The 20,785-nt window shown below is 61.1% G+C and carries 22 protein-coding genes and 1 other RNA gene; 14 read left to right on the top strand and 9 right to left on the bottom strand.

Features of this window, described 5'->3' with window-relative positions; translation table 11 throughout:
* Positions 1-3 precede the first annotated feature (3 nt).
* The 8 genes from ACTORR_RS19875 to edd all read right to left on the bottom strand — a co-directional run bounded on the left by ACTORR_RS19875 (position 4) and on the right by edd (position 9,782).
* Positions 4-849 (bottom strand): carbohydrate ABC transporter permease, encoded by an 846-nt coding sequence (locus ACTORR_RS19875; RefSeq protein ID WP_441343816.1) that lies wholly within the window; start codon positions 847-849, stop codon positions 4-6.
* Complete coding sequence (locus ACTORR_RS19870; protein ID WP_054886214.1) at positions 842-1,750, bottom strand: carbohydrate ABC transporter permease; 909 nt, start codon at positions 1,748-1,750, stop codon at positions 842-844. Before ACTORR_RS19870 ends, ACTORR_RS19875 begins: the two co-directional genes overlap by 8 nt.
* 196 nt (positions 1,751-1,946) lie before the next feature.
* Complete coding sequence (locus ACTORR_RS19865; RefSeq protein ID WP_313365862.1) at positions 1,947-3,233, bottom strand: ABC transporter substrate-binding protein; 1,287 nt, start codon at positions 3,231-3,233, stop codon at positions 1,947-1,949.
* Positions 3,234-3,336: 103 nt separating this feature from the next.
* Positions 3,337-4,587 carry a D-mannose isomerase gene (locus tag ACTORR_RS19860; protein WP_313365863.1) on the bottom strand — a complete coding sequence of 417 codons (1,251 nt, stop codon included), beginning with the start codon at positions 4,585-4,587 and terminating at the stop codon, positions 3,337-3,339.
* A 101-nt stretch (positions 4,588-4,688) separates the two neighbouring features.
* Positions 4,689-6,143 carry an ATP-binding protein gene (locus ACTORR_RS19855; protein WP_099814328.1) on the bottom strand — a complete coding sequence of 485 codons (1,455 nt, stop codon included), beginning with the start codon at positions 6,141-6,143 and terminating at the stop codon, positions 4,689-4,691.
* On the bottom strand, positions 6,124-6,849 hold the full coding sequence (gltR, locus tag ACTORR_RS19850) for a two-component system response regulator GltR (protein ID WP_054885995.1): 726 nt from the start codon (positions 6,847-6,849) through the stop codon (positions 6,124-6,126). Before gltR ends, ACTORR_RS19855 begins: the two co-directional genes overlap by 20 nt.
* Before the next feature lie 150 nt (positions 6,850-6,999).
* The gene (locus ACTORR_RS19845; RefSeq protein WP_054885994.1) at positions 7,000-7,959 is read right to left on the bottom strand and encodes a glucokinase; all 960 of its coding nucleotides are present in this window, start codon (positions 7,957-7,959) and stop codon (positions 7,000-7,002) included.
* Positions 7,956-9,782, bottom strand: coding sequence for a phosphogluconate dehydratase (gene edd, locus ACTORR_RS19840; RefSeq protein ID WP_313365916.1), 1,827 nt, complete (start codon positions 9,780-9,782; stop codon positions 7,956-7,958). The genes ACTORR_RS19845 and edd overlap by 4 nt, the downstream gene beginning before the upstream one ends.
* Before the next feature lie 265 nt (positions 9,783-10,047).
* Between edd and gap the strand changes: the two genes are divergently transcribed.
* Entirely contained in the window at positions 10,048-10,995 is a 948-nt protein-coding gene (gene gap / locus ACTORR_RS19835; RefSeq protein ID WP_441343815.1) for a type I glyceraldehyde-3-phosphate dehydrogenase, read from the top strand.
* 185 nt (positions 10,996-11,180) lie between these two features.
* On the opposite strand, the gene ACTORR_RS19830 is transcribed toward gap, so the two are convergent.
* Entirely contained in the window at positions 11,181-11,885 is a 705-nt protein-coding gene (locus ACTORR_RS19830; protein WP_441343814.1) for a S24 family peptidase, read from the bottom strand.
* Between the two features lie 186 nt (positions 11,886-12,071).
* On the opposite strand from ACTORR_RS19830, the gene ACTORR_RS19825 reads away from it, so the two are divergent.
* From ACTORR_RS19825 to ACTORR_RS19765, 13 genes are all read left to right on the top strand, one after another.
* Positions 12,072-12,440 carry a helix-turn-helix domain-containing protein gene (locus ACTORR_RS19825; RefSeq protein WP_441343813.1) on the top strand — a complete coding sequence of 123 codons (369 nt, stop codon included), beginning with the start codon at positions 12,072-12,074 and terminating at the stop codon, positions 12,438-12,440.
* Positions 12,406-14,481 carry a DNA-binding protein gene (locus tag ACTORR_RS19820; protein WP_441343812.1) on the top strand — a complete coding sequence of 692 codons (2,076 nt, stop codon included), beginning with the start codon at positions 12,406-12,408 and terminating at the stop codon, positions 14,479-14,481. The genes ACTORR_RS19825 and ACTORR_RS19820 overlap by 35 nt, the downstream gene beginning before the upstream one ends.
* A gap of 63 nt (positions 14,482-14,544) precedes the next feature.
* Entirely contained in the window at positions 14,545-15,267 is a 723-nt protein-coding gene (locus ACTORR_RS19815; protein ID WP_441343811.1) for an AAA family ATPase, read from the top strand.
* Positions 15,267-16,043, top strand: a complete 777-nt coding sequence (locus tag ACTORR_RS19810) for a hypothetical protein (protein WP_208211093.1) — start codon at positions 15,267-15,269, stop codon at positions 16,041-16,043. The genes ACTORR_RS19815 and ACTORR_RS19810 overlap by 1 nt, the downstream gene beginning before the upstream one ends.
* A gap of 357 nt (positions 16,044-16,400) precedes the next feature.
* Entirely contained in the window at positions 16,401-16,907 is a 507-nt protein-coding gene (locus tag ACTORR_RS19805) for a hypothetical protein (RefSeq protein ID WP_441343810.1), read from the top strand.
* Positions 16,907-17,398: a hypothetical protein gene (locus tag ACTORR_RS19800; protein ID WP_441343809.1), complete on the top strand. Its 492-nt coding sequence runs from the start codon at positions 16,907-16,909 to the stop codon at positions 17,396-17,398. Before ACTORR_RS19805 ends, ACTORR_RS19800 begins: the two co-directional genes overlap by 1 nt.
* A complete protein-coding gene (locus ACTORR_RS19795) occupies positions 17,391-17,867 on the top strand; it encodes a hypothetical protein (protein ID WP_441343808.1) in 477 nt (158 codons plus the stop codon). Before ACTORR_RS19800 ends, ACTORR_RS19795 begins: the two co-directional genes overlap by 8 nt.
* Complete coding sequence (locus ACTORR_RS19790) at positions 17,867-18,508, top strand: DUF3164 family protein (RefSeq protein WP_441344126.1); 642 nt, start codon at positions 17,867-17,869, stop codon at positions 18,506-18,508. The genes ACTORR_RS19795 and ACTORR_RS19790 overlap by 1 nt, the downstream gene beginning before the upstream one ends.
* A gap of 39 nt (positions 18,509-18,547) precedes the next feature.
* On the top strand, positions 18,548-18,811 hold the full coding sequence (locus ACTORR_RS19785; protein ID WP_208211102.1) for a hypothetical protein: 264 nt from the start codon (positions 18,548-18,550) through the stop codon (positions 18,809-18,811).
* Positions 18,810-18,882: hammerhead ribozyme type II (locus ACTORR_RS19780), an RNA gene on the top strand. Before ACTORR_RS19785 ends, ACTORR_RS19780 begins: the two co-directional genes overlap by 2 nt.
* A gap of 261 nt (positions 18,883-19,143) precedes the next feature.
* Positions 19,144-19,830: a DUF2786 domain-containing protein gene (locus tag ACTORR_RS19775; RefSeq protein WP_441343807.1), complete on the top strand. Its 687-nt coding sequence runs from the start codon at positions 19,144-19,146 to the stop codon at positions 19,828-19,830.
* Complete coding sequence (locus ACTORR_RS19770; RefSeq protein WP_208210973.1) at positions 19,827-20,228, top strand: gp16 family protein; 402 nt, start codon at positions 19,827-19,829, stop codon at positions 20,226-20,228. The genes ACTORR_RS19775 and ACTORR_RS19770 overlap by 4 nt, the downstream gene beginning before the upstream one ends.
* Complete coding sequence (locus ACTORR_RS19765; RefSeq protein ID WP_441343806.1) at positions 20,225-20,677, top strand: Mor transcription activator family protein; 453 nt, start codon at positions 20,225-20,227, stop codon at positions 20,675-20,677. Before ACTORR_RS19770 ends, ACTORR_RS19765 begins: the two co-directional genes overlap by 4 nt.
* Positions 20,678-20,785 lie beyond the last annotated feature (108 nt).

Below are 20,785 nucleotides of genomic sequence, written 5' to 3'. Positions count from 1 at the left end.
GACTTACCCCTTGACCGCGCCGGCGGTGAGCCCGCGGACGAAATATTTGCCTGCCACCACGTAGACCAGCAGGGTTGGCAAGCCGGCGATCATCGCCGCCGCCATGTCGACGTTGTATTCCTTGGCCCCGGTGCTGGTGTTGACCAGGTTGTTCAGGGCCACGGTGATCGGTTGCGAGTCGCCACTGGAAAACACCACGCCGAACAGGAAGTCGTTCCAGATCTGGGTGAACTGCCAGATCAGGCAGACCATGATGATCGGTGTCGACATCGGCAGGATGATGCGGCGGAAGATGGTGAAGAAGCCGGCGCCGTCCAGGCGCGCAGCCTTGACCAGGGCATCGGGAATGCTCACGTAGAAATTGCGAAAGAACAGCGTGGTGAAAGCCAGGCCGTAGACCACGTGCACCAGCACCAGGCCGGTGGTAGTACTGGCCAGACCCAGCTTGCCGAGGGTGAACGAGGCCGGCAGCAGCACGGTCTGGAACGGCAGGAAGCAGCCGAACAGCAGCAAGCCGAAGAACAGTTGCGAACCGCGGAAGCGCCACATCGACAGTACATAGCCATTCAGTGCGCCGATGGTGGTGGAGATCAGCACCGCCGGTACGGTGATCATGATCGAGTTCCAGAAGTAGCCACTCACCGTACCCCAGGCCTTGACCCAGCCGATACCGGTGATCACGGCAGGCCAGCTCAGCAGGTTGCCGGTACTGATGTCTTCCGGCGATTTCAAGCTGGTGAGCAGCATTACCACCAATGGCACCAGGTACAACAGCACGGCGATCAGCAGCACCGCATGGATCGCGACGCGGCTCAGGCTGAGCGCTGGTTTTTCCGAAAGACTATGCATGGCGCTTGCTCCGCAGTTCCGAGTACAGGTACGGCACGAGGATCGCCAGGATCGCCCCAAGCATCAGGATGGCGCTGGCCGAGCCCATGCCCATCTGGCCGCGGCTGAAGGTGAAGGAGTACATGAACATCGCCGGGAGGTCGGAGGAATAACCCGGGCCACCAGCCGTCATCGCCGCCACCAGATCGAAACTCTTGATGGCGATGTGCGACAGAATCATCAGCGAGCTGAAGAACACCGGGCGCAGGCTGGGCAGTACCACGGTCCAGTAAATGCGCGGCAGGCTGGCGCCGTCGATCTGAGCGGCGCGGATGATCGACTGGTCGACCCCGCGCAGGCCGGCGAGGAACATCGCCATGATGAAGCCCGAGGCCTGCCACACGGCGGCGATCACCAGGCAGTACACCACCCGGTCAGGGTCGATCAGCCAGTCCAGGCGAAAGCCCTCCCAGCCCCAGTCGCGCAGCAGCTTGTCCAGGCCCATGCCGGGGTTGAGCAACCACTTCCAGGCGGTGCCGGTGACGATCATCGACAGCGCCATGGGGTACAGGTAGATGGTGCGGATGAAGCCTTCGCGACGGATGCGCTGGTCCAGCAATACCGCCAGCAGCACGCCAATGGCCAGGCTGATGGCGATGAACAAGCCACCGAACAACATCAGGTTCTTGCTCGCTACCCACCAGCGGTCGTTGTCGAACAGCCGGGCGTACTGCGCCAGGCCTGCCCACTTGTAGGTCGGCAGAAAGGTCGAGGTGGTGAAGGACAGGACGAAGGTCCACAGGATGTAGCCGTAGAAGCCCACCAGGACGATGAACATGCTCGGCGCCAGCACCAGTTTCGGAAGCCAGCGCTGCAGCGCGTCCAGGGGGGAGGCCCGCAGTTGGGCGGTTGTTGTTGTCATGGGTCACCTTTCAGGCGCTGCCACACTTCCTGTGGGAGCGGCCTTGCGTCGCGAAAGGGCTGCGTAGCAGCCCCGGGGGCCGGTTGAGCGAAGCCGTTATGAAAGGACTGCGCTGCCTGGTTTTGGGACCGCTCTGCGGTCCTTTCGCGACGCAAGGCCGCTCCCACAATTCAGGCCGCGCAAGCCTTGAAGTCGCTTACTTGGCCGCCTTGATCGCCGCCGCCAGCTTCTTCGCCGCATCGGCCGGGTCGGCCTTGGGGTCGTTGATGTAGTTGGTCACCACATCGAAGAATGCGCCCTGCACGGCCAGCGTGGTGGCCATGTTGTGCGCCATGCTCGGCTGCAGGCCGCCGCTCTTGGCGTCGGCGAGGAAGTCCTTGGCGGAGGTCTGGGCGCAGGCGTCGAAGCCGTACTTGCCCATGTCGGCAAGCATGTCGTTGCGCACCGGGATCGAGCCCTTGTTGATGCTGAAGACCTTCTGGAAGTCTTCACCCAACACCTTGCGGGCGATGTCCTGCTGCCCGGCGGCAGTGCCCTTGTCGTTCTGCTTGAACACCACCAGCGAGTCGATGTTGTACAGGAATGCCTTGTCCGTTCCGGGGAACGGCACGCACTGGTAATCCTTGCCGGCGGTCTTCTTCGCCAGGGTCCACTCGCTCTTGGCCCAGTCGCCCATGATCTGCATGCCGGCCTTGCCGTTGATGACCTTGGCCGCTTCGAGGTTCCAGTCCTGGCCCTTGCCGTCAGGGTCCATGTAGGTAGCGACTTTCTTGAGTTCGGCGAGCGACTTGACCATCTCGGGGCTGGTCAGGGCTTTCTCATCCAGATCGACCAATGCTTTCTTGTAACCCTCCACCCCCATCACCGCCAGCACCACGCTCTCGAAGACCGTGCTGTCCTGCCAGGGCTGACCGCCATGGGCGAGAGGAATGAAACCGGCAGCCTTGAGCTTGTCGGCAGCGGCGTAGAATTCGTCGAGGGTGGTCGGCGCCTTGTCGATGCCGGCCTTCCTGAAGACCTCTGGGTTGATCCACAACCAGTTGATGCGGTGGATGTTGACCGGTACCGCGACATAGTCACCGTCGTACTTCACGGTGTCGGCGACCTTCTTGTCGAGCAGCGAATCCCACTTTTCATCCTTGGCGACGTCCTTGAGCACATCGGCGTCGAGCAGGCCGGTGGCAGCCCAGTCCTGGATGTCCGGCCCCTTGATCTGCGCGACGCCAGGCGGATTGCCCGCCACTGCGCGGCTCTTGAGTACGGTCATGGCCGTGGCACCACCGCCACCGGCGACAGCGCCGTCCTTCCAGGTGAAGCCATCTTTCTCGACCTGGGCCTTGAGCACATCGACAGCAGCTTTTTCACCACCGGAGGTCCACCAGTGCACCACTTCGACGCTGCCTTTGGAATCGGCGGCAAGGGCACTGAGCGGCAGGAGCGAAGCGAGGGAGATCGCGGTTGCGAGGCGGAGGGACGAATTCATCGGAGTACCTTTCTTGTTGTTATGCCGGCAAGTCGATCGCTTGCATTGCATGGAGTCTAATCAGCGCGCCCGCCTCGTCAGGTAACGAAGCGATGCGCAAATGTCATCGTTTGGTTACATAACCAGCAACGGCAGTTGCCAGGCTTGGCGCCAAAGGCAGGCCCGGCAGCAGCACCGCCTGATAGGCGTGATACAGGTCCGGTTTGCCCGGCCATATGCTGCCGGCAGGGCGATTGTTCGCATCGAGTTCGTGGTGCCAGCTCCCGCCAGCACGGTCGATGAAATGGTTGTCGATGAAGCCCCAGAAACATTGGTACCACTGCTCGTAGCAAGCTTCGCCGGTTCTGCGCAACAGCGCGGCGGCAGCGGCGCATGCCTCGGCATGCACCCAGTGCAAGCGCTGCCTCACGACCGGCCGGTTATCCCAGTCCAGGGTGTAGACGAAGCCAGCTTGCCCATCGGCGTTCCAGGCGTGGCAGCAGGCACTGTCAAACAGGCCACGGGCGCAGGCCAGCAGCCAGTCGGGGGCGTGCAGCCCGGCCAGTTGCAGGCTGGCTTCCAGGTGCAGCAGTAGGCGCGCCCACTCCAGAGCGTGCCCGGGCGTGGTGCCATAAGGGCGGAAGTGGTCGGCCGGATGCTCAAGGTTGTAGTGCGGCACTGGCTGCCAGAGCGCGTCGAAATGCTCGATGACCCGGTAACCGTTGGCCGTGGCATGGGTGTGGATGATGCGCTCGGCAATGCGTAGCGCCCGTTGCAGCCACAGCGTGTTACCGGTGGCATCGGCCAAGGCCAGGAACGCCTCGGTGGCGTGCATGTTGCTGTTGGCGCCACGGTAGGCTTCCGGCAGCTGCCAGGCGCGGGAGAAGGTTTCACGCAGGGCGCCCTCCTGCTCACACCAGAAGTGCGCTTCGATTACTCCCACGACGCCCGCCAGCAACTGCTGAGCACCGGCAATGCCGGCCACCTTGGCGGAACTGGCGGCCAGCGCGACGAACGCATGCAGGTAGGCAGCCTTGCCACTGTCGTAGAGGCCTTCGGGGTGCGCGAACCAGCCATCGTAGCTGGCATCGCGCAGCACCCCGCGCAAGGCCGCAACGCCATGCTCGGCGTAGGCCAGGCAGCCTGGCACACCCTGGATATGCGCGAGGGCGAAGCAGTGGATCATGCGTGCGGTGTTCATGGTTTCGGCGGCGGCACCCGGCGCGAGGTTGCCCGACGCATCGAGGTTGCCGAAGCCGTCTGGCAACTTCGATGCCTTGGCGAAAGCCAGCAGGCGCTGCCCTTCGGCCATGAGCCAGGCAGCATGAACCGGTGAATCCAGCCAGCTGCCGAGAGGGAGATCGTTGTGCTTCATGGGCCAGTGCGTTCCTTGCGTATCGTCGGTGCAGTCTAGCCAGCCGTCCTGGCCGGGATGTCACGAAGGACCGTGGTTGTGTCACCAGTCGGTGACACGCCTCAATCCATGCCTCTTGGCAGATACAACGTCACCCGCAAACCGCCTTCGCGCAGGTTGAGCAGGCTCACCTCGCCGCCATGACTGTGGGCTATGTTGCGTGCGATACCCAGGCCCAGCCCATAACCCTGCTGTTTGCCAGCCAGGCGAAAATGCGGCTCGAACACCTGCTCCATCTGCTGCTGTGGCACGCCTGGACCCTGGTCATCCACCTGCAGGACGAAGCCCTCGGGGCTGTCGATGATGCGCAGGCGTGCCCGCTCGCCATACTTGATGGCATTGTCGATCAGGTTGCCGATGCAGCGGCGCAGGGCAAGTGGCTTGCCAGGGTACGGCGACACGGCTCGCCCCTCGAGGGTGATCCGGCCGTCCCCCAGGTACGGCTCGGCGAGCATCTCCAGTACCTGATTGAGGTCGATCGGCTCGATGTTCTCGTGGATGTCGGTGTCCTTTACACACTGCAGAGCCCCTTTGACCAGCAGCTCCAGCTCGTCGAGGTCCTGGCTGAACTTGGCCTGCAGACGCTCGTCCTCGAGCAACTCCACACGCAGGCGCAAACGCGTGATCGGCGTACGCAGGTCATGGGAAATGGCGCTGAACAACTGGGAACGCTCGGTCAGGTAACGGCTGATGCGCTCGCGCATGCTGTTGAACGCCCGCCCCACTTCGACCACTTCGCTGCCGCCGCCCTCGGCTACCGGCGCCACATCGGCGCCCAGTGACAACTCACGTGCAGCGCGTGCCAGGCGCTTGAGCGGCCAGCTCTGCCAGTGCACCAGCAAACCGATGAACAGCAGCAGCAAGGCGGTGGTCAGGACGATGAAGCCAATCTGCTGACGCGGCAGGCGTTCGGTTTCGAGGCTGGTATAGGGCTCGGGCAGCAAGGACGCGATGTACAGCCATTCGCCCTGGCCCAGGCGGATCTGGGTCACCAGCACCGGCGGGTTGAGCGGCTCCAGGGTCAGCGAGTAATGTGCCCACGAGCGCGGCAGTTCATCGAGCTTCAGGCCGCTGTTGAAGATGCGCAGGTCATCGGGGGCGACGAACTCGACAGAAATCTCCATCTGCTCGCCGAGACGTTCGTGCAGCACTTGCCGGAACACGTCGATCACCACCTGCTTGCGCGGCGTGATGGGCAATACCGGCATATCCAGTGGCTTGTCATTGAGCGACACGAAAAAACGCGTCCCGCCCATGCTGCGCAGTTGATCGAGCACCATTGGCCGATAGGCCACCGGCAGCGAGCGGAAGTAGCTGACGCTGGCGCTCATGGAGTGAGCCAGGCTCGAGGCACTGGCGCGCAGGCCCTGCAACTGGCTGGCACGCAACTGGGCGACCCAGATCAGGCTCGACAGGCCCTGTGCCAACAGCACCACAAGCAGGGTCAGCAGCAGCATGCGCCCCAGCAGCGAGCGCGGCAGCAGGCGCCAGCGCCGCTCAGGAAGCGCAGCAGACATGGGCCGCCAGCAGGTAACCGCTGCCACGCACGGTACGGATCAGCCGCGGTGGTTTGTCGGTGTCGCGCAAGCGCTGGCGCAGGCGGCTGACGGCCATGTCGACGATGCGGTCCAGCGGCATCGGCTCGCGGCCTCGGGTGGCGTTGCCGATGGTGTCGCGGTCCAGAATCTGCTGCGGATGATCGAGAAACAGCTTGAGCAGGGCGAAGTCGGCACCCGACAGCATCACCTCTTCACCATCGCGGTGGAACAAGCGATGGCTGATCGTATCCAGGCGCCAGTCATCGAAGGCCAGCACGGCACTGGCTGGCGCCGCCAGGCCGAATTCGCTGCGGCGCAGCAGGGCCTTGATGCGCGCCTGCAGTTCACGGGGGCTGAACGGCTTGCCCAGGTAATCATCGGCACCCAGTTCCAGGCCGATGACGCGGTCGGCTTCATCGGAGCTGGCGGTCAGCATGATGATCGGTACCCGCGACTGGCGTGGGTGTTGACGCACCCAGCGGCACAGGCTGAAGCCGTCTTCGTCAGGGAGCATGACGTCGAGGATCACCAGGTCGCAGGGGGTGTTTTCCAGGGCGCGGCGAAAGCCCTGGCCGTCAGCCTCAGCGTGGACCTGGAAGCCGGCGCGGCTCAGGTAGGTTTGCAGCAGTTCACGAATTTCCTGATCGTCATCGACCATCAGGATGGACTTTCCGGCAGTGCTCAAGGTATCCCGCCCTCATTGTTTGTCACAGGTCTTCGTTGCCTGCTATTGGGGCCGCTTCGCGCCCCTTCGCGGGCATGCCCGCTCCCACATGGTCTGGCGTAGAACCTGTGGAAGCGGGCGTGCCCGCGAAGGGGCGCAAAGCGGCCCCAGTCAGTGTTCCAGCGCCTGCTGTAATGCCACCCCCGCACCCAGCAGTCCAGAGAATTCTGCTGTCACCAGCCACACCGGCACACCCGCGAAGTAACCGCTCATGCAGCCCTTGTCGGCAAAGCTGGCGGCAAAACCACTGCGCAGGAACAGCTCGGCAAATCGCGGTATCACGCCGCCGACAATATAGACCCCACCACGCGCGCCCAGGGTCAGCACATTGTTACCAGCCACGCGCCCAAGGAACCGGCAGAACTGCTCGATCACCGCCAGCGCCCGTGGCTCGCCGCTCAACGCAGCATCGGTAATCTGCGCCGGGGATGTGTGTCGGGGCGTGTCGCCGTCCAGCGCGCACATGGCCTGATACAAGCGCACCAGGCCACCGCCGCTGAGTACGGTCTCGGCGCTGACGTGGCCGATCTGGCTGTGTATCTGCTGATGGATCGCCGCCTCCCGGGCATTGCCCACCGGCAGGTCGACATGCCCGCCCTCACCCGGCAACGCTTGCCAGTGCTGCTCGCCCAGGCGCAACAGGCTGCCGACGCCAAGACCAGTGCCCGGGCCAATCACCAGCGCCGGCCGCAGCGGGTCTGCCCGGCCTGCGCAGACCTCACGGTACTCACCGGGTTGCAGGCGGGTCATGCCCAACGCCTGAGCAGAAAAGTCGTTGATCAGCAGCAGCCGCTCGACCTGCAAGGTCTGGCAAAACGCCTTGTGGCTGAGCCGCCAATGGTTGTTGGTGAAGCGGAATTCATCGCCATCGACCGGCCCAGCCACCGCCAGGCACACCGCTGCCAGGCCGCCACGGGCGATGCCGTGGCTTTCCAGGTAAGCCTCGATGGCCTGCTCCGGGCTGGTGTAGTCGGCCGCGGCGAAGACCTTCACCTGGCACAGCTGGTTGTCACGCCACAACGCAAAACGGGCATTGGTGCCACCGATGTCGCCAACCAGCAGGTCCTTCATTTGAGGTTCTCCAGGGCCGAGGTGAAGGCACTCGCGCCCTGCTCTGCCGGGCTGAACGCCATGCGCATGAAACCGAACAGCTCACGGCCGCAGCCCAGGTCGTTGCCCTGGGGCGCGGGCGGCAGGTCACGGCTGGCCAGTTCTTCTGCCGATATCATCACCCGCAGCGTACCTTCGACGCCATCGACCCGCACGATATCACCATCGCGCACGCGTGCCAGCGGGCCACCATCGAACGCTTCGGGGCAGACGTGGATGGCCGCCGGGATCTTGCCCGAGGCCCCCGACATGCGGCCGTCGGTCACCAGCGCGACCTTGTAACCACGGTCCTGCAGCACGCCGAGGAACGGCGTCAGCTTGTGCAGTTCGGGCATGCCGTTGCAACGCGGCCCCTGGAAGCGCACCACGGCAACGAAATCACACTCCAGTTCACCGGCCTTGAAGGCATCGGCCAGCGACTGCTGGTCATGGAACACGCGAGCCGGTGCTTCGACTACCCGATGCTCAGGCGCAACGGCCGAGACCTTCATCACGCCACGGCCGAGGTTGCCTTCCATCACCCGCAGGCCACCTTCGGCCGAGAATGGCCGCGCCACCGGGCGCAGGATGCTCTCGTCCAGGCTCTGCTGCGGCCCTTCGCGCCATACCAGCTTGCCGTCGTCGAGGAACGGTTCCTGGGTGTAGCGGCGCAGGCCGTGGCCAGCCACGGTGTTGACGTCCTCGTGCAGCAGGCCGGCGTCGAGCAGCTCACGAATCAGGAAGGCCATGCCGCCAGCGGCCTGGAAGTGGTTGATGTCGGCCTTGCCGTTGGGGTAGACGTGGGACAGGGTCGGCACCACCTCGGAAAGGTCGGCCATGTCCTGCCAGGTCAGCTGGATGCCCGCCACCTGGGCGATTGCCGGTATGTGCAGGGTATGGTTGGTCGAGCCGCCGGTGGCGTGAAGGGCCACGATCGAGTTGACCAGTGCCTTCTCGTCGACGATCTCGCCCAGTGGCATGAAGCTGCCGCTGGCCTTGGTCATGCGCGTGACCTGTTGCGCCGCCTCGGCGGTAAGGGCATCGCGCAGCGGTGTGTACGGGTTGACGAACGAGGCGCCGGGCAGGTGCAGGCCCATGACCTCCATCACCAGCTGGTTGGTGTTGGCGGTGCCGTAGAAGGTACAGGTGCCGGGGCTGTGGTAGGACTTCATTTCCGACTCCAGCAGCTCCTCGCGGCTGGCCTTGCCTTCGGCATAGCGCTGACGCACGTCGGCCTTCTCTTTGTTGGAAATACCGGAAACCATCGGCCCACCCGGGACGAATATGGTGGGCAGGTGACCGAAGCGCAGCGCGCCCATCATCAGGCCAGGGACGATCTTGTCGCAGATGCCGAGCATCAGTGCAGCGTCGAACATGTTGTGCGACAGCGCTATCGCCGTGGACATGGCGATGACTTCGCGGCTGGCGATCGCCAGTTCCATGCCCGGCTCGCCCTGGGTCACGCCATCGCACATGGCCGGCACGCCGCCGGCGAACTGGCCGACCGAACCGACCTCGCGCAGGGCCTGCTTGATCTGATCAGGGAAATGCAGATACGGCTGGTGCGCCGAGAGCATGTCGTTGTACGACGAAACGATGGCGACGTTGGCCGCGTTCATCAACCGCAGGGTCTGCTTGTCCTCGGCACCGCAACCGGCCACGCCATGGGCGAAGTTGGCGCATTGCAGGCTGGCACGCATGGGCCCGTCACTGGCCGCGCCACGAATCAGCTGCAAGTAGCGTTCGCGGGTGGCACGGCTGCGTTCGATCAGCCGCTGGGTGACCTCAAGGATGCGCGGATGCATGTACTGGACTCCAGGCTAATTGTAAGGGCGGTTTACCGGGCGTTTCCCCTCCAAACGATTGCGGCCTAGGCTCAAGGCAGAGGGGCTCGCGATATCGGGGGAGGCACTGCGCACAACCACTCGTTGTATGTTTAAACAAAATACTGCCATCAAAAAGGCTTGTTTTCTATCGCCCAGTGAATAATCTTGTAATTCCAACAACAAAACCGTTTCAGTGAAGCTCCTTTTTGCCACAGGTTTCACTCGGACCGCCAGAGGTACTGCCATGACCCTACGTATCGCCATCAATGGATTCGGCCGCATCGGGCGCAATGTCCTGCGCGCACTGTATACCCAAGGCTACCGCCAGGACCTGCAGGTCGTCGCCATCAACGACCTGGGTGACAGCGCGATGAATGCCCACCTGCTCAAATATGACAGCGTGCACGGCACATTCGATGCGCAGGTCGAGGCCGACCATGAAAGCCTGACGGTCAATGGTGACCGTATCGCGGTCAGTGCCATCCGCAACCCGGCCGAACTGCCCTGGAAGGCCGAAGCGATCGACGTGGTGTTCGAATGCACCGGGCTGTTCACCGACCGCGCCAAGGCCGCCGCACACCTGGCGGCTGGCGCCGGCAAGGTGATCGTCTCGGCGCCGGGCAAGGGCGTCGATGCCACCGTGGTCTACGGGGTCAACCACGATATCCTGCGGGCTTCGCACCAGATAATCTCCAACGCGTCGTGCACCACCAACTGCCTGGCGCCGATCGCCCAGGTGCTGCACCGCGAGTTCGGCATCGAACAGGGGCTGATGACCACCATTCACGCCTACACCAACGATCAGGTGTTGACCGATGTCTATCACAGCGACCCATACCGTGCCCGTTCGGCCACCCAGTCGATGATACCGAGCAAGACCGGCGCCGCCGAGGCCGTGGGCCTGGTGCTGCCGGAGCTGGCCGGCAAGCTCACCGGCATGGCCGTGCGGGTGCCGGTGATCAACGTGTCGCTGGTCGACCTGACCGTAAACCTCAAGCGCGAAGCCACCGTCGAACAGGTCAACCAACTGTTCCTTGAAGCCAGCCGGCACTCCAAGGTGCTCGGCTACAATGCCCTGCCGCTGGTGTCGTGCGACTTCAACCATAACCCGCTGTCGTCGATCTTCGATGCCAACCATACCCGGGCCAACGGGCGGATGCTCAAGGTGCTGGCCTGGTATGACAACGTGTGAGGAGGTGTTGTGTTTGGCACTAAGAGAAAACAGGCGGGAAGAAACGGGAAGAAAGAGGAAAAGCCCGGATTCATTGGGCCAACGGAAAAGAAACGGTGCCAAAGTGGGGCCAAATAGCCGCTAAACGAGAAAACGAAAAAACGGCGCCAAACCGGAAAATTTGGCGCCGTGTTTGGCACTCAAAATCAAATCATCCAGCCACCAGCCCAGACCACCCTGCCTACAATCTCCAAGCTATCCAGGCGCTCAACCGGCACCCGCACTGGGTTGTAGGCAGTGTTGGCGCTGATCACCGACATGCTGCCGTCGAATTCGCGCTGTAGCCGTTTCGCATAGAGCAGGTCGTTTAAACGAATCACGTAAAACGCCTCTCCCTGGAAATGATTGCGACTCAGGTCAACCATGACAGTATCGCCTTCACTCAGCTCGGGCTCGTTTGAATCCCCGTCCACCCTAACAGCGGCTAGCTGCTTGGGTTCCAGCCCCTTTTTCCGCAGGCTGTAGCGCGTGAACGCCAGCATGGTCAGGATGCGCGCGCCCTCGTTCCAAGCTCCATGACCTTGGCTAATGTAAGCGTCATATAAGGGAATGTAGGCATAGTCCTCGTTCGGCTCGCTAAAAGCGCCTGTAGCGCCCTCTGCATCGGCGAGGCACATCTCTCCTTTACCTGTAGCGATCCAGTCCAAAGAGACACCACGGGCCGCAGCCAAAGCGGCTAGCGAGTCAAATGCGGGCATTCCTTCGCCTGCGATCCAGCGTGAGAGCGAAGACATGGCCACACCTGCGGTGAGAGCAGCCTGTTTTCGGGTCTCGTAAAGGTTCGCGACAGCCGCAATGCGGGTTTCTATTCCCGTATTCGCTAAAGAAACTTTCTTAGGGTCATCGCTCAACGGTTTCTAATCTCGTCTAAGTCACTGATTTCATTGGGTTTCGCAAAAAATCGAGCGCCACCCATCCGAAATACGCAATAAAAACTCCCAAATCCGGTTTACTGCTTCCCGTATACGGGGTTATATTGTTCGAAACCGGCCGTTAGCGGGCCGGGCAACCACCCCTAATTCGGGAATAACTCTCTCATGGACAGTCACAATATTCCGCTGGATCTGGATAGCCGCTGGGAATGGGTAAAGTACCAGCTGCGTATCCGAGGCACCTCTATCGCCGACCTCGCTCGCGATGCGGGACTCAACGAAAGCGCCTTCCGTAACGCCAAACGTCGTGCTTACCCGCGTGTTGAACGCGACATCGCAAATGCCTTGAGCATGCTCCCAGGCCAAATCTGGCCTGAGCGCTGGAATGCCGATGGCACCCCTCTGCGACTCCGCCCCAACCGTGCTGAGAGCAATGTCTCCCAGACCGGTAAGGATACCGGAGAATGTTCGAAAGGTAACAATAATCCAGCTGAGCGGGATGACCAGCAGCGTCGAGGACAAGGCGATGCGTAACTGGCTCACAGCTCAGGAACTCGCGGGGCTACCAGGCCTGCCTGGCACGGTTCCGGGCGTCCGGAAGATGGCCACACGTGAAAACTGGACGTCTCAAAAGCGCAGCGGCTCGAAAGCGATCGAATACGCCTATTCTGACCTTCCCGCCGAAACTCAAGCCGCTGTTCTGTCCCAGGCAATAGCAGATGTAAGCGAAGACGCTCATTTGCCTTCACCGGTCGTGCATGCTTTGCCGGCTGTAGTCGAGACTAAACCAGCGACCTCAACCGCCAAGTTGAATGATCGGCAGAAGGCTGTAATGGCCGCACGACTGGCGTTCGTTCGCGAGATCGAGAGGATGTCAGCAGTTGTCTCACAGAAGACCGCGATAGCGACTTTGGTTAAGCACGCGCAGGACGGGCATCTGTCGCCGTACCTACAGCAAAGAGTACAGCTTGCAAACGACCGAAAAACCGCAGAGCGCGGGCTCTCAGAACGCACGCTCAAGCGCTGGTTGGCCGCATGGCGTGCATCGGGCCAAGACGAGGCATCACTCGCACCTCTTCGCCAGAGGGCCTGCCTGCAAGTCCCAGAGTGGGTGCCATCGTTTCTTCGCTGCTATCAGAGGCCAACAAAGCCTAGCGTTGCAGCGAGCTATGCCGAATTTGCCGCGAGTTGGACTAAACCGCTTCCGAGCATTCACGCGGTGCAACGCTTCCTGAAAAAGCTGTCACCAGACGCGCTCAACATGGGGCGGATGGGGACTCAAGAGCTTAAGTCGTTACAGGCATTCAACCGCCGCTCTACCCAAAACATATTGCCTGGCGAGGTGTATACGGCAGACGGCCACAAGTTTGATGCCGAGGTAGTTAATCCGCTCACCGGTAAACCTTACCGGCCAGAGATCACGACGGTACTGGATGTGGCAACTCGTCGTGTAGTTGGGATATCCGTCGGTGAAGCTGAATCAGCCTTCGGCGTACTTGATGCGCTCCGTGATGCGGTTCAGAAATGCATGTTTGCAATTTTCTACGTGGACAACGGCTCTGGCTTTGATAACGACACTGTGCGGGAGGTAGTTGACCGTCTTGGCGGAACAATGAAGCACTCGCTGCCATACAACAGCCAGGCTCGCGGGCTTTCTGAGCGTGGTCACCAAACGATTTGGGTTCGCGCCGCAAAGAAGCTCACGTCGTATATCGGGGCCGACATGGATAAGCACGCCGGAACAAAAGTTCATCGCATAGGCAGGCGGGAGCTGAAGCAACACGGCAAATCGCGAGTGTTGCCAGAGTTTGGAGTTTTCATGGCAGGCGTTGAGCATGAAGTCGCTCACTACAACAGCACCCCCCATAGGGGTTTAGGGAAAATTCGTGACCAGGTAACAGGTGCTTTCAGGCACATGAGCCCTGATGAAGCCTGGTATGCGGCTATCGAGCAAGGCTGGGAGCCCCTGGTCGCCCCCTCGGAGCTGGTTGAGTCGTTGATGAGGCCGCAGACGATCAGGACTACCCGTCGAGGCGAAATTTCTTGGGCAGGTAATAACTACTTCATGGCTGATCTAACGGCCTTACACGGGCAAGAAATACGTGTGGCTTACGACGTTAGAGATGCTAGCAAGGTGTGGGCATACACCTTAGATGGCGAACTTATCGGCACGGCAATACTTGACGGGAACAGCTCCGACTATATGCCTAGAACGATGCTGGAAGCTGCAAGAGAGAAGCGGCAGCAAGGTCAGTTCAGCCGCGCAGTAAATAAGCTGGAGACTCTGACGGGGCAACGGGTGGAAATGATTGCTCCAACAGTTTCGCCGTCAGCAAACCTGCCGGTGGAGGCTCTGGAGGCAGCGCGAGAATACGCGGTGGCAATAGAGCAGAAGCAACCCAAATTCGATATCCCAAGGGATGACGTTGCGCGGTATCGGCTTTGGATTCAGCTGGATCAGCGCAAAGGCGCTGGAGAGGAACTCACCGCAGACGAAGCCAAGTGGCATGAGCGTTACCCAAACCACCCGGACTTCGTTGCGATGAAGCGAGTATTTCAACAGCAGGCGGGCTGAGAAGAGCCCGTATCAGGAAGCAGTCGGTGTGCGCCAACACGCCAGACTAATAGGAGAAACACAGTGAGTGTAACCAAAATCGTTCCGTTGACAAATGTCGGATTGCTGTCGGGCGCTATGAGCCGGGCGCAAGCTCGCCCAACTCATTTGCCTGGGCTGGTTGCGATGTATGGCCCTAGCGGGTACGGGAAAAGCCTCGCAGCTGCGTTCGCTGCAAACCAGCACCGTTGCTATTACACAGAGTGCCGCGACACCTGGAGCAAGAAAGCCTTCCTTTCTGCCGTTCTCCGCGAAATGAGCGTCTTGCCCGGACGTACTCTCTCGGAAATGGTCGATCAAATTGCCGTCCAATTGTCCACTTCGCGCCGGCCGCTGATCGTGGATGACGTTCAATATCTGCTGGACAAGGCTGCGGCCAACGTATTGACGGATATTTACAACGCCAGTGAAGGCACCATTGTACTTATTGGTGAGGAGCGTGTGCCGTCATCCCTTCAGCGGCTTGAGCGTTTGCATAACCGGGTATTGGAATGGGTCCCAGCCCAAGCAGCGACAATCGAAGATATCCGGAACCTTGCTCAAGCGAGTTATCCAGAGATCTCGTTCGGCGAGGATCTTCTGGAAGATCTCAGGACAGCTACAAAAGGCTGCCTGCGTCGAATCGCAGTGAATCTGCACCATGTCCAGTCCGAAGCGTCTGCTGCAATGCTCGATTCCATCGGCTTGACTGAGTGGGGGCAGCGAGGCTGGTTCACTGGCGAGGCTCCAGCTCGGAGGGCCTTGTAATGGCAGGCCGTAAAGCACACCTGGTCGTAACTGGAACGAAAGAGCCTCGTCAACGCATTTGGGAGTCCATCCGTGTACTTGGCGATGCGTTCTCAATTAACGATATTGCAAGGCGCAGCGGCCAGATGCCTGACGATATCAACCGCTATTTCAAAGCATTGGTAAAAGCAGGTGTCATCAAAGTTATCGAAAACCCACCAGGGAAAGTCGGTAGCGTCTTCGCGCTCGTCAAAGATGAGGGTGCAGACCATCCGCGGCTTAATGGTAAAGGTGAGCGCACTTATGCCCACCTTGCTACCGAAAACATCTGGCGGACTATCCGGATTCTGAACGGTAACCTAACCGCTGAGGGTGTGGCTCACGCCGCGTCAGCGGGTGGTGCCACTTTGACAGTCATCAAAGTTCGTCAATACATGAATGCCTTGGTTGAAGCTGGCTACTTGGAGAAAAGCCAAATTGACCTGGCAAAGCCGGAGATCTACCGGTTACTTCCGGGCAAGTACACCGGGCCGCGTCCGCCAGAGATTCGGAAGCTCGATTCGCTCCAAGTATATGACGCGAACTTGAATAAGTTTGTTTACACCAAGACCACTGGATCGTTCGGCGCTGATCGCAGCCTAGTAGAACCTGGGGTCGCGCTGCTGCGCACTCGGGACTTGCTGAGCGAATGGCTGGAGTTGGCTCAAAGTGGCAAAGCGGGCAAGCCATCTGCCGACCTGATGCAGCGGACTCAGCTTGAACTGGCTTCCACTGGGGAGTCGGGAGGCCTGCAATGAAACGGGCAGTGAATCTGTCGAGGTGGGGTGATGATCCGCCACTGTTCGTGCGGCTCCTGGCCAAAGAGGTAACGGCCACAAGCCGCACTCTCGCCGCAAGCCGCATCAACATGAGCCGCACGACGGTGAGCCTGGTACTCGAAAACAAGTACCCAAGTCCTACCACTGAACATGTAGAGCGCCGGGTGATGGAAGTTCTCGGCCGCATTGAGTGCCTTGCCACGGGTGAGTCAATGACGGTTGAAAAGTGCCAAGGGTTTTATCAGCGCCCAGCACCTACACATAACCCGCAGGCAATGCAGCACTGGCGAGTGTGCCAGCAGTGCCCCTTTAACCCAAACTGCTCAGGTGGTCGAAATGTCTCTGTGCATTAAAGATGGCGAAGTTGAAATCCGCTCCCCGGCCAAAGGGATGCATCGTCTGTATCGCGAAGGTAAGTGCGTGGGCTTTGCCGCGACGATTGCCCGGGCGATGGAGAAGGCGGGCGAGCTCCGAGCCTTTTTTCAACTCGATGAAAGTTCGGGTGAAAAATTGGCATTCGAACAGATTACCAAAGCAACCGTTAGTTCCGTAGTGGATGAATCCCCAGTGGTGGCGTCTAGTACGCGGGAAACGGCATGGCTGATCGAGGCGTATTGCTGGAATGGGGTCAAGTACGCCCCCGTCACAGTAGCCGCCCAGTTCGGTGAGGTGGGGGCCAAGACGTTGCTTGCGGACCTCAAGGGATATCACGCGAAGCAACCCGAGGCGACCGACCTCGACGCGCTGATGGCATGGCGTGCTGGCCACCCAATCGGTGGCAAGGCGGTATACGCGAGCTACTTCCGTGCCCGCGAAATCCCGGTTCTATTGGGGGTGCACTGATGCGCACTCGCTGCCCAAACTGTGGAACAACGCTTTCGCTTGATGCGCTGATCGCCCACGACGGTGCCCGTGATGCGCTGGGGGTTGCCTTCAAACTATCCGGCGCCCTCGGTCACTCACTGGTGCGTTACCTGGGACTGTTTCGCCCTGAAACCCGCGAGCTGACCATGGACCGCGTGGCCAAGCTGCTTACCGAACTGCTGCCGGATCTCCAGGCGCAGCGCATCGAGCGCAATGGCCAGGTGTTCGAAGCCACGCCCGAATGCTGGGCCTGGGCAATCGACCAGGCCCTGGCAGCGCGGGAGGCCGGTCGGCTGGCAACGCCACTCAAGGGGCATGGCTGGCTGTACCAGGTAATGAGCCAGTACCAGCCACAGGCCGTAGCGCCGGTTTTGGCACCAGAGGCGCGGCAACAGCCACGTCTCCCGAACCGCCCGCAGAGCCAGACGACCTCAGCGCTGGCGGCACTTCAGGAGCGAATGAATGGCTGAGAAATGGTTTGAGCGAGCCATTGTCGCGGGCTTTCAAGGGCTGATCACGCTGCGCCTGGACGGTGCCCCTCCCGCTGACGCGGTGAACTTGACGTTGGATATCTGGCTGGTCGCGCTCACGAAAAACCGCCAGTGGGACGAGGCGCAGGACGCGGAACGCATCAGGGAGACATTCGAGTCGTTGTTCGCCAGCTGCGAGAGGTGGCCATCGCCAGCGCGGTTCCTGCGCGACCTGAAGCCGCGCCGGCTGCCGCCCTTGCTGCCTAAGCCAACGCGAACCGAAAGCCAAGTGAAGAGTGGCAACGCGGCTCTAGACGGGATCGTCGGGGTGCTGAAGGGGCGCGTGCGAGCCCAGGCGGTCACCGCGCCGAAAACGGCCAAGCAGATCGAATACACCCGGCAGCGGGCGGGGCTGATCGCCGCGCAACTGCAAGACACCGAACCAATGAATATGGAGCAACAACAGTGATTAACAACGTTCCCGAAGGTTTTTTGAAAGACGCTAAAGGCCACCTGGTGCCGCTGGAGTTGGTGAAGCCAATCGACATGGCGCGCAACGACCTGGTGCTGGAGCTGGTGAAAAAGGCGCTGGTGGTATCGGACACGCTTGCTGCGTTCAAGGCCGATGCTTTCGGCGACATCAAAGCCTTCGTTGATATGTCGGCTGAGCAGTACAACGCCAGGGTCGGCGGCAAGAAGGGCAACATCACGCTGATGTCGTTCGATGGCCAATTCAAGGTCGTGCAAGCCGCCCAGGACAACATCCGCTTTGACGAGCGCCTGCAAGCCGCCCGCGCCTTGATTGATGAGTGCCTGACCGAATGGACCCAGGACGCTCAGCCCGAGGTGCGTGCCATCGTCAATGAAGCCTTCCGGGCTGACAAGCAAGGTGAAATCAGCACCGGCCGGGTGTTGGCATTGCGCCGCCTGGAGATCAATGACAAGCGTTGGCAGAACGCCATGAAGGCCATCGGCGACGCCGTCCAGGTCGTCGGCTCGAAGAGCTATATCCGCGTGTACCGCCGAGTCGGCGAGTCGGAGCAGTACGTGCCGATCCCACTCGACATCGCGAGCGCTGCGCTCGGCACTGCCACCCCCACCGTGCATTGATTCATCTGTGACCACCCCAAATTTCTGTGAGTAGTAAGAATGGCCAAGTTCATTTTCACCGTTGAAGACACCGATTCTGGCGTATCGGTTTGCATCGAAGGTCAGGGCACCCAGTCGGTGCTTAGCACCAAGGCAGGCATCGTGGCTCGTGGCATGGTTCAGCAAGCCAAGTTGATTGGCCGCATTGACGCCCCAATCGCCTTTGCCGCCTTCCTCAACAACTGCGACTGTGACGTCGGTTGCCCATGTGAGGTGTGCGAAGCGGTCCGCGAGAAATACACCACCAAACCGACCATCCACTAAGCGAAACCGCCCCGGCCTGGCCGGGGTTGGTCTGCCCGCCGTGGTGGCCGGGTACTGACGAGCAGCCAAGTAGAAGGACACTGTCATGATCGAGCAACGAGCCCCGTATCCCCGGTCGGCTAACAACGAAGACCAAATGAATTTGCCCGAGGGCAAGACTTGCGGCGACTGCGTGTACTGCCGTCGCTGCACCGCCATGTTCGGTCACATCCCAGCCGACGAGTCTTGCGATTGGAGCCCATCGCGCTTCCGCGAAGCTGTGCCAACTACCGTCATTCACTAAGCGAAACCATCCCGGCCCGGCCGGATGGCATACGTAGATAGGAAGCCTCATGGACCGTAACAAGGCCCTGGACAAGATCAAGAAATGCCTGAGGTTGGCCGGCAGTGCCAACCCACACGAAGCGGCGGCAGCGATGCGTCAGGCCAAAGCGCTGATGCAGGAGCACGGAATCGGCCAAGCCGATGTGAACATGGCCGATGTGATGGAGTGCAATGCCGTCGCCGGGTCGAAGAAGACCCCGGCCAAGTGGGAGGCGCAGCTGGCCAACACCGTTTCGAGGGCCTACGCCTGTAAGGTGCTGTTCGCCAGTGGGATCGGCCGCTGGAATTTCATCGGTGAGATGGCCGAGGTGGCCGGCTACACCATGACCGTGTTGCTTCGTCAGGTGCGCCAGGCGCGCCGCGACTTCACGCTGAACAAGCTCCAGCGGTGCAAACCGGCTACCAAGGTGCGGCGAGCTGATGTGTTCTGCGAGGCTTGGGTTCTTGCCGTGCATGAGCAGGTTGCGGCATTCGCAGGCGCCACGCTTTCTCCGGCTGTTGAGCAGTACCTGGCGCACCACTACCCCGACCTGGTGCAGCAGAAGCCTCGGGATCGCAATGCGACCACCCGGCGCAAGGCTGGTGTGCGAGCCATAAACGATGCCATGCATGGTTTGCTGGCTGCGGCGGATGTGCGGCTTAACCATGGCATGACCACAGCGGCGCCTTTGGCACTGGCGCAGGTGGCGTCATGAACCGGCGCAACCAGCAGCTCAGTAAGATCCACATTGCCAAGAAAGACCTCGGCCTCGATGACGACACCTACCGCGCCTTGCTGAGCCGGGTCACCGGCCAGTCATCTGCCAAAGACCTCAGCCCGCTCCAGGTGGCAAAGGTACTGCAAGAGTTCGAGCGGCTTGGCTGGAAGTCGAAGCAAGGCCGGGGCAAGCCCAAGTCTGCTGCGGACAAGGCAAAACTGGTCGGCAAGATCGAGGCCCAGCTGGCCGAGGCTGGTCGGCCGTGGGAGTACGGCGATGGCCTGGCCAAGCGGCTGTACCAGGTAGAGCGGCTAGAGTGGCTGGACGCCAAGCAGTTGGGAGGCGTCGTCGCTGCTCTTGCCAAGGACGCGAAACGACACGGGAGGCGACAATGAGCAACGGAGAGTTATTTGATAGTGGGGAGGTCGATAAGCTAGACCCAGACAAGGTACTGGCGCACATGGAGGATGCGGTGGTGCTTGCTCGGTGGCAGGGTACGCTTGTCGAGATGTCCAGCCTTGCCGAAAATCAGCTGCACCAGGAGCTGCCGGACAGGGCAGACGATGTGCCCAAGATCGCCCGCGCAGTGGTATACGCGATATGCCAAACGATGGGCGGTGCTGTCGTCTACATCCCGCGTGGCGATACATTACGCCGCGCCCTGCGAGACGCGGAGATCTTCAGCGAGTGGCGGGACAAGAACGTGCGGCCTGATGCACTGGCTCGAAAGTTTGATCTATCCAGCCAAGCGGTTTATGACATCATTGCCCGCCAACGGGTACTCCACCGGCAGCAAGAGCCGGACCTCTTCGGATACCAGGATGTGCCAAAGCGGTTGCACTGACCGCCACTTCAAGAAGCCCCGCACTGCGGGGCTTTTTGCTTAAACCCCCCGGAAATACAGCGCCCCTCCCACGCGAGCGAATCTAGCCAGGTCCCCTTCACCTGGCAG

It is taken from the genome of Pseudomonas sp. SAR267, assembly GCF_052077595.1.
Lineage (GTDB): Bacteria > Pseudomonadota > Gammaproteobacteria > Pseudomonadales > Pseudomonadaceae > Aquipseudomonas > Aquipseudomonas vlassakiae.
Note: the sequence above shows the minus strand (reverse complement) of the source record. Positions and strands in the feature narration are given on the sequence as shown.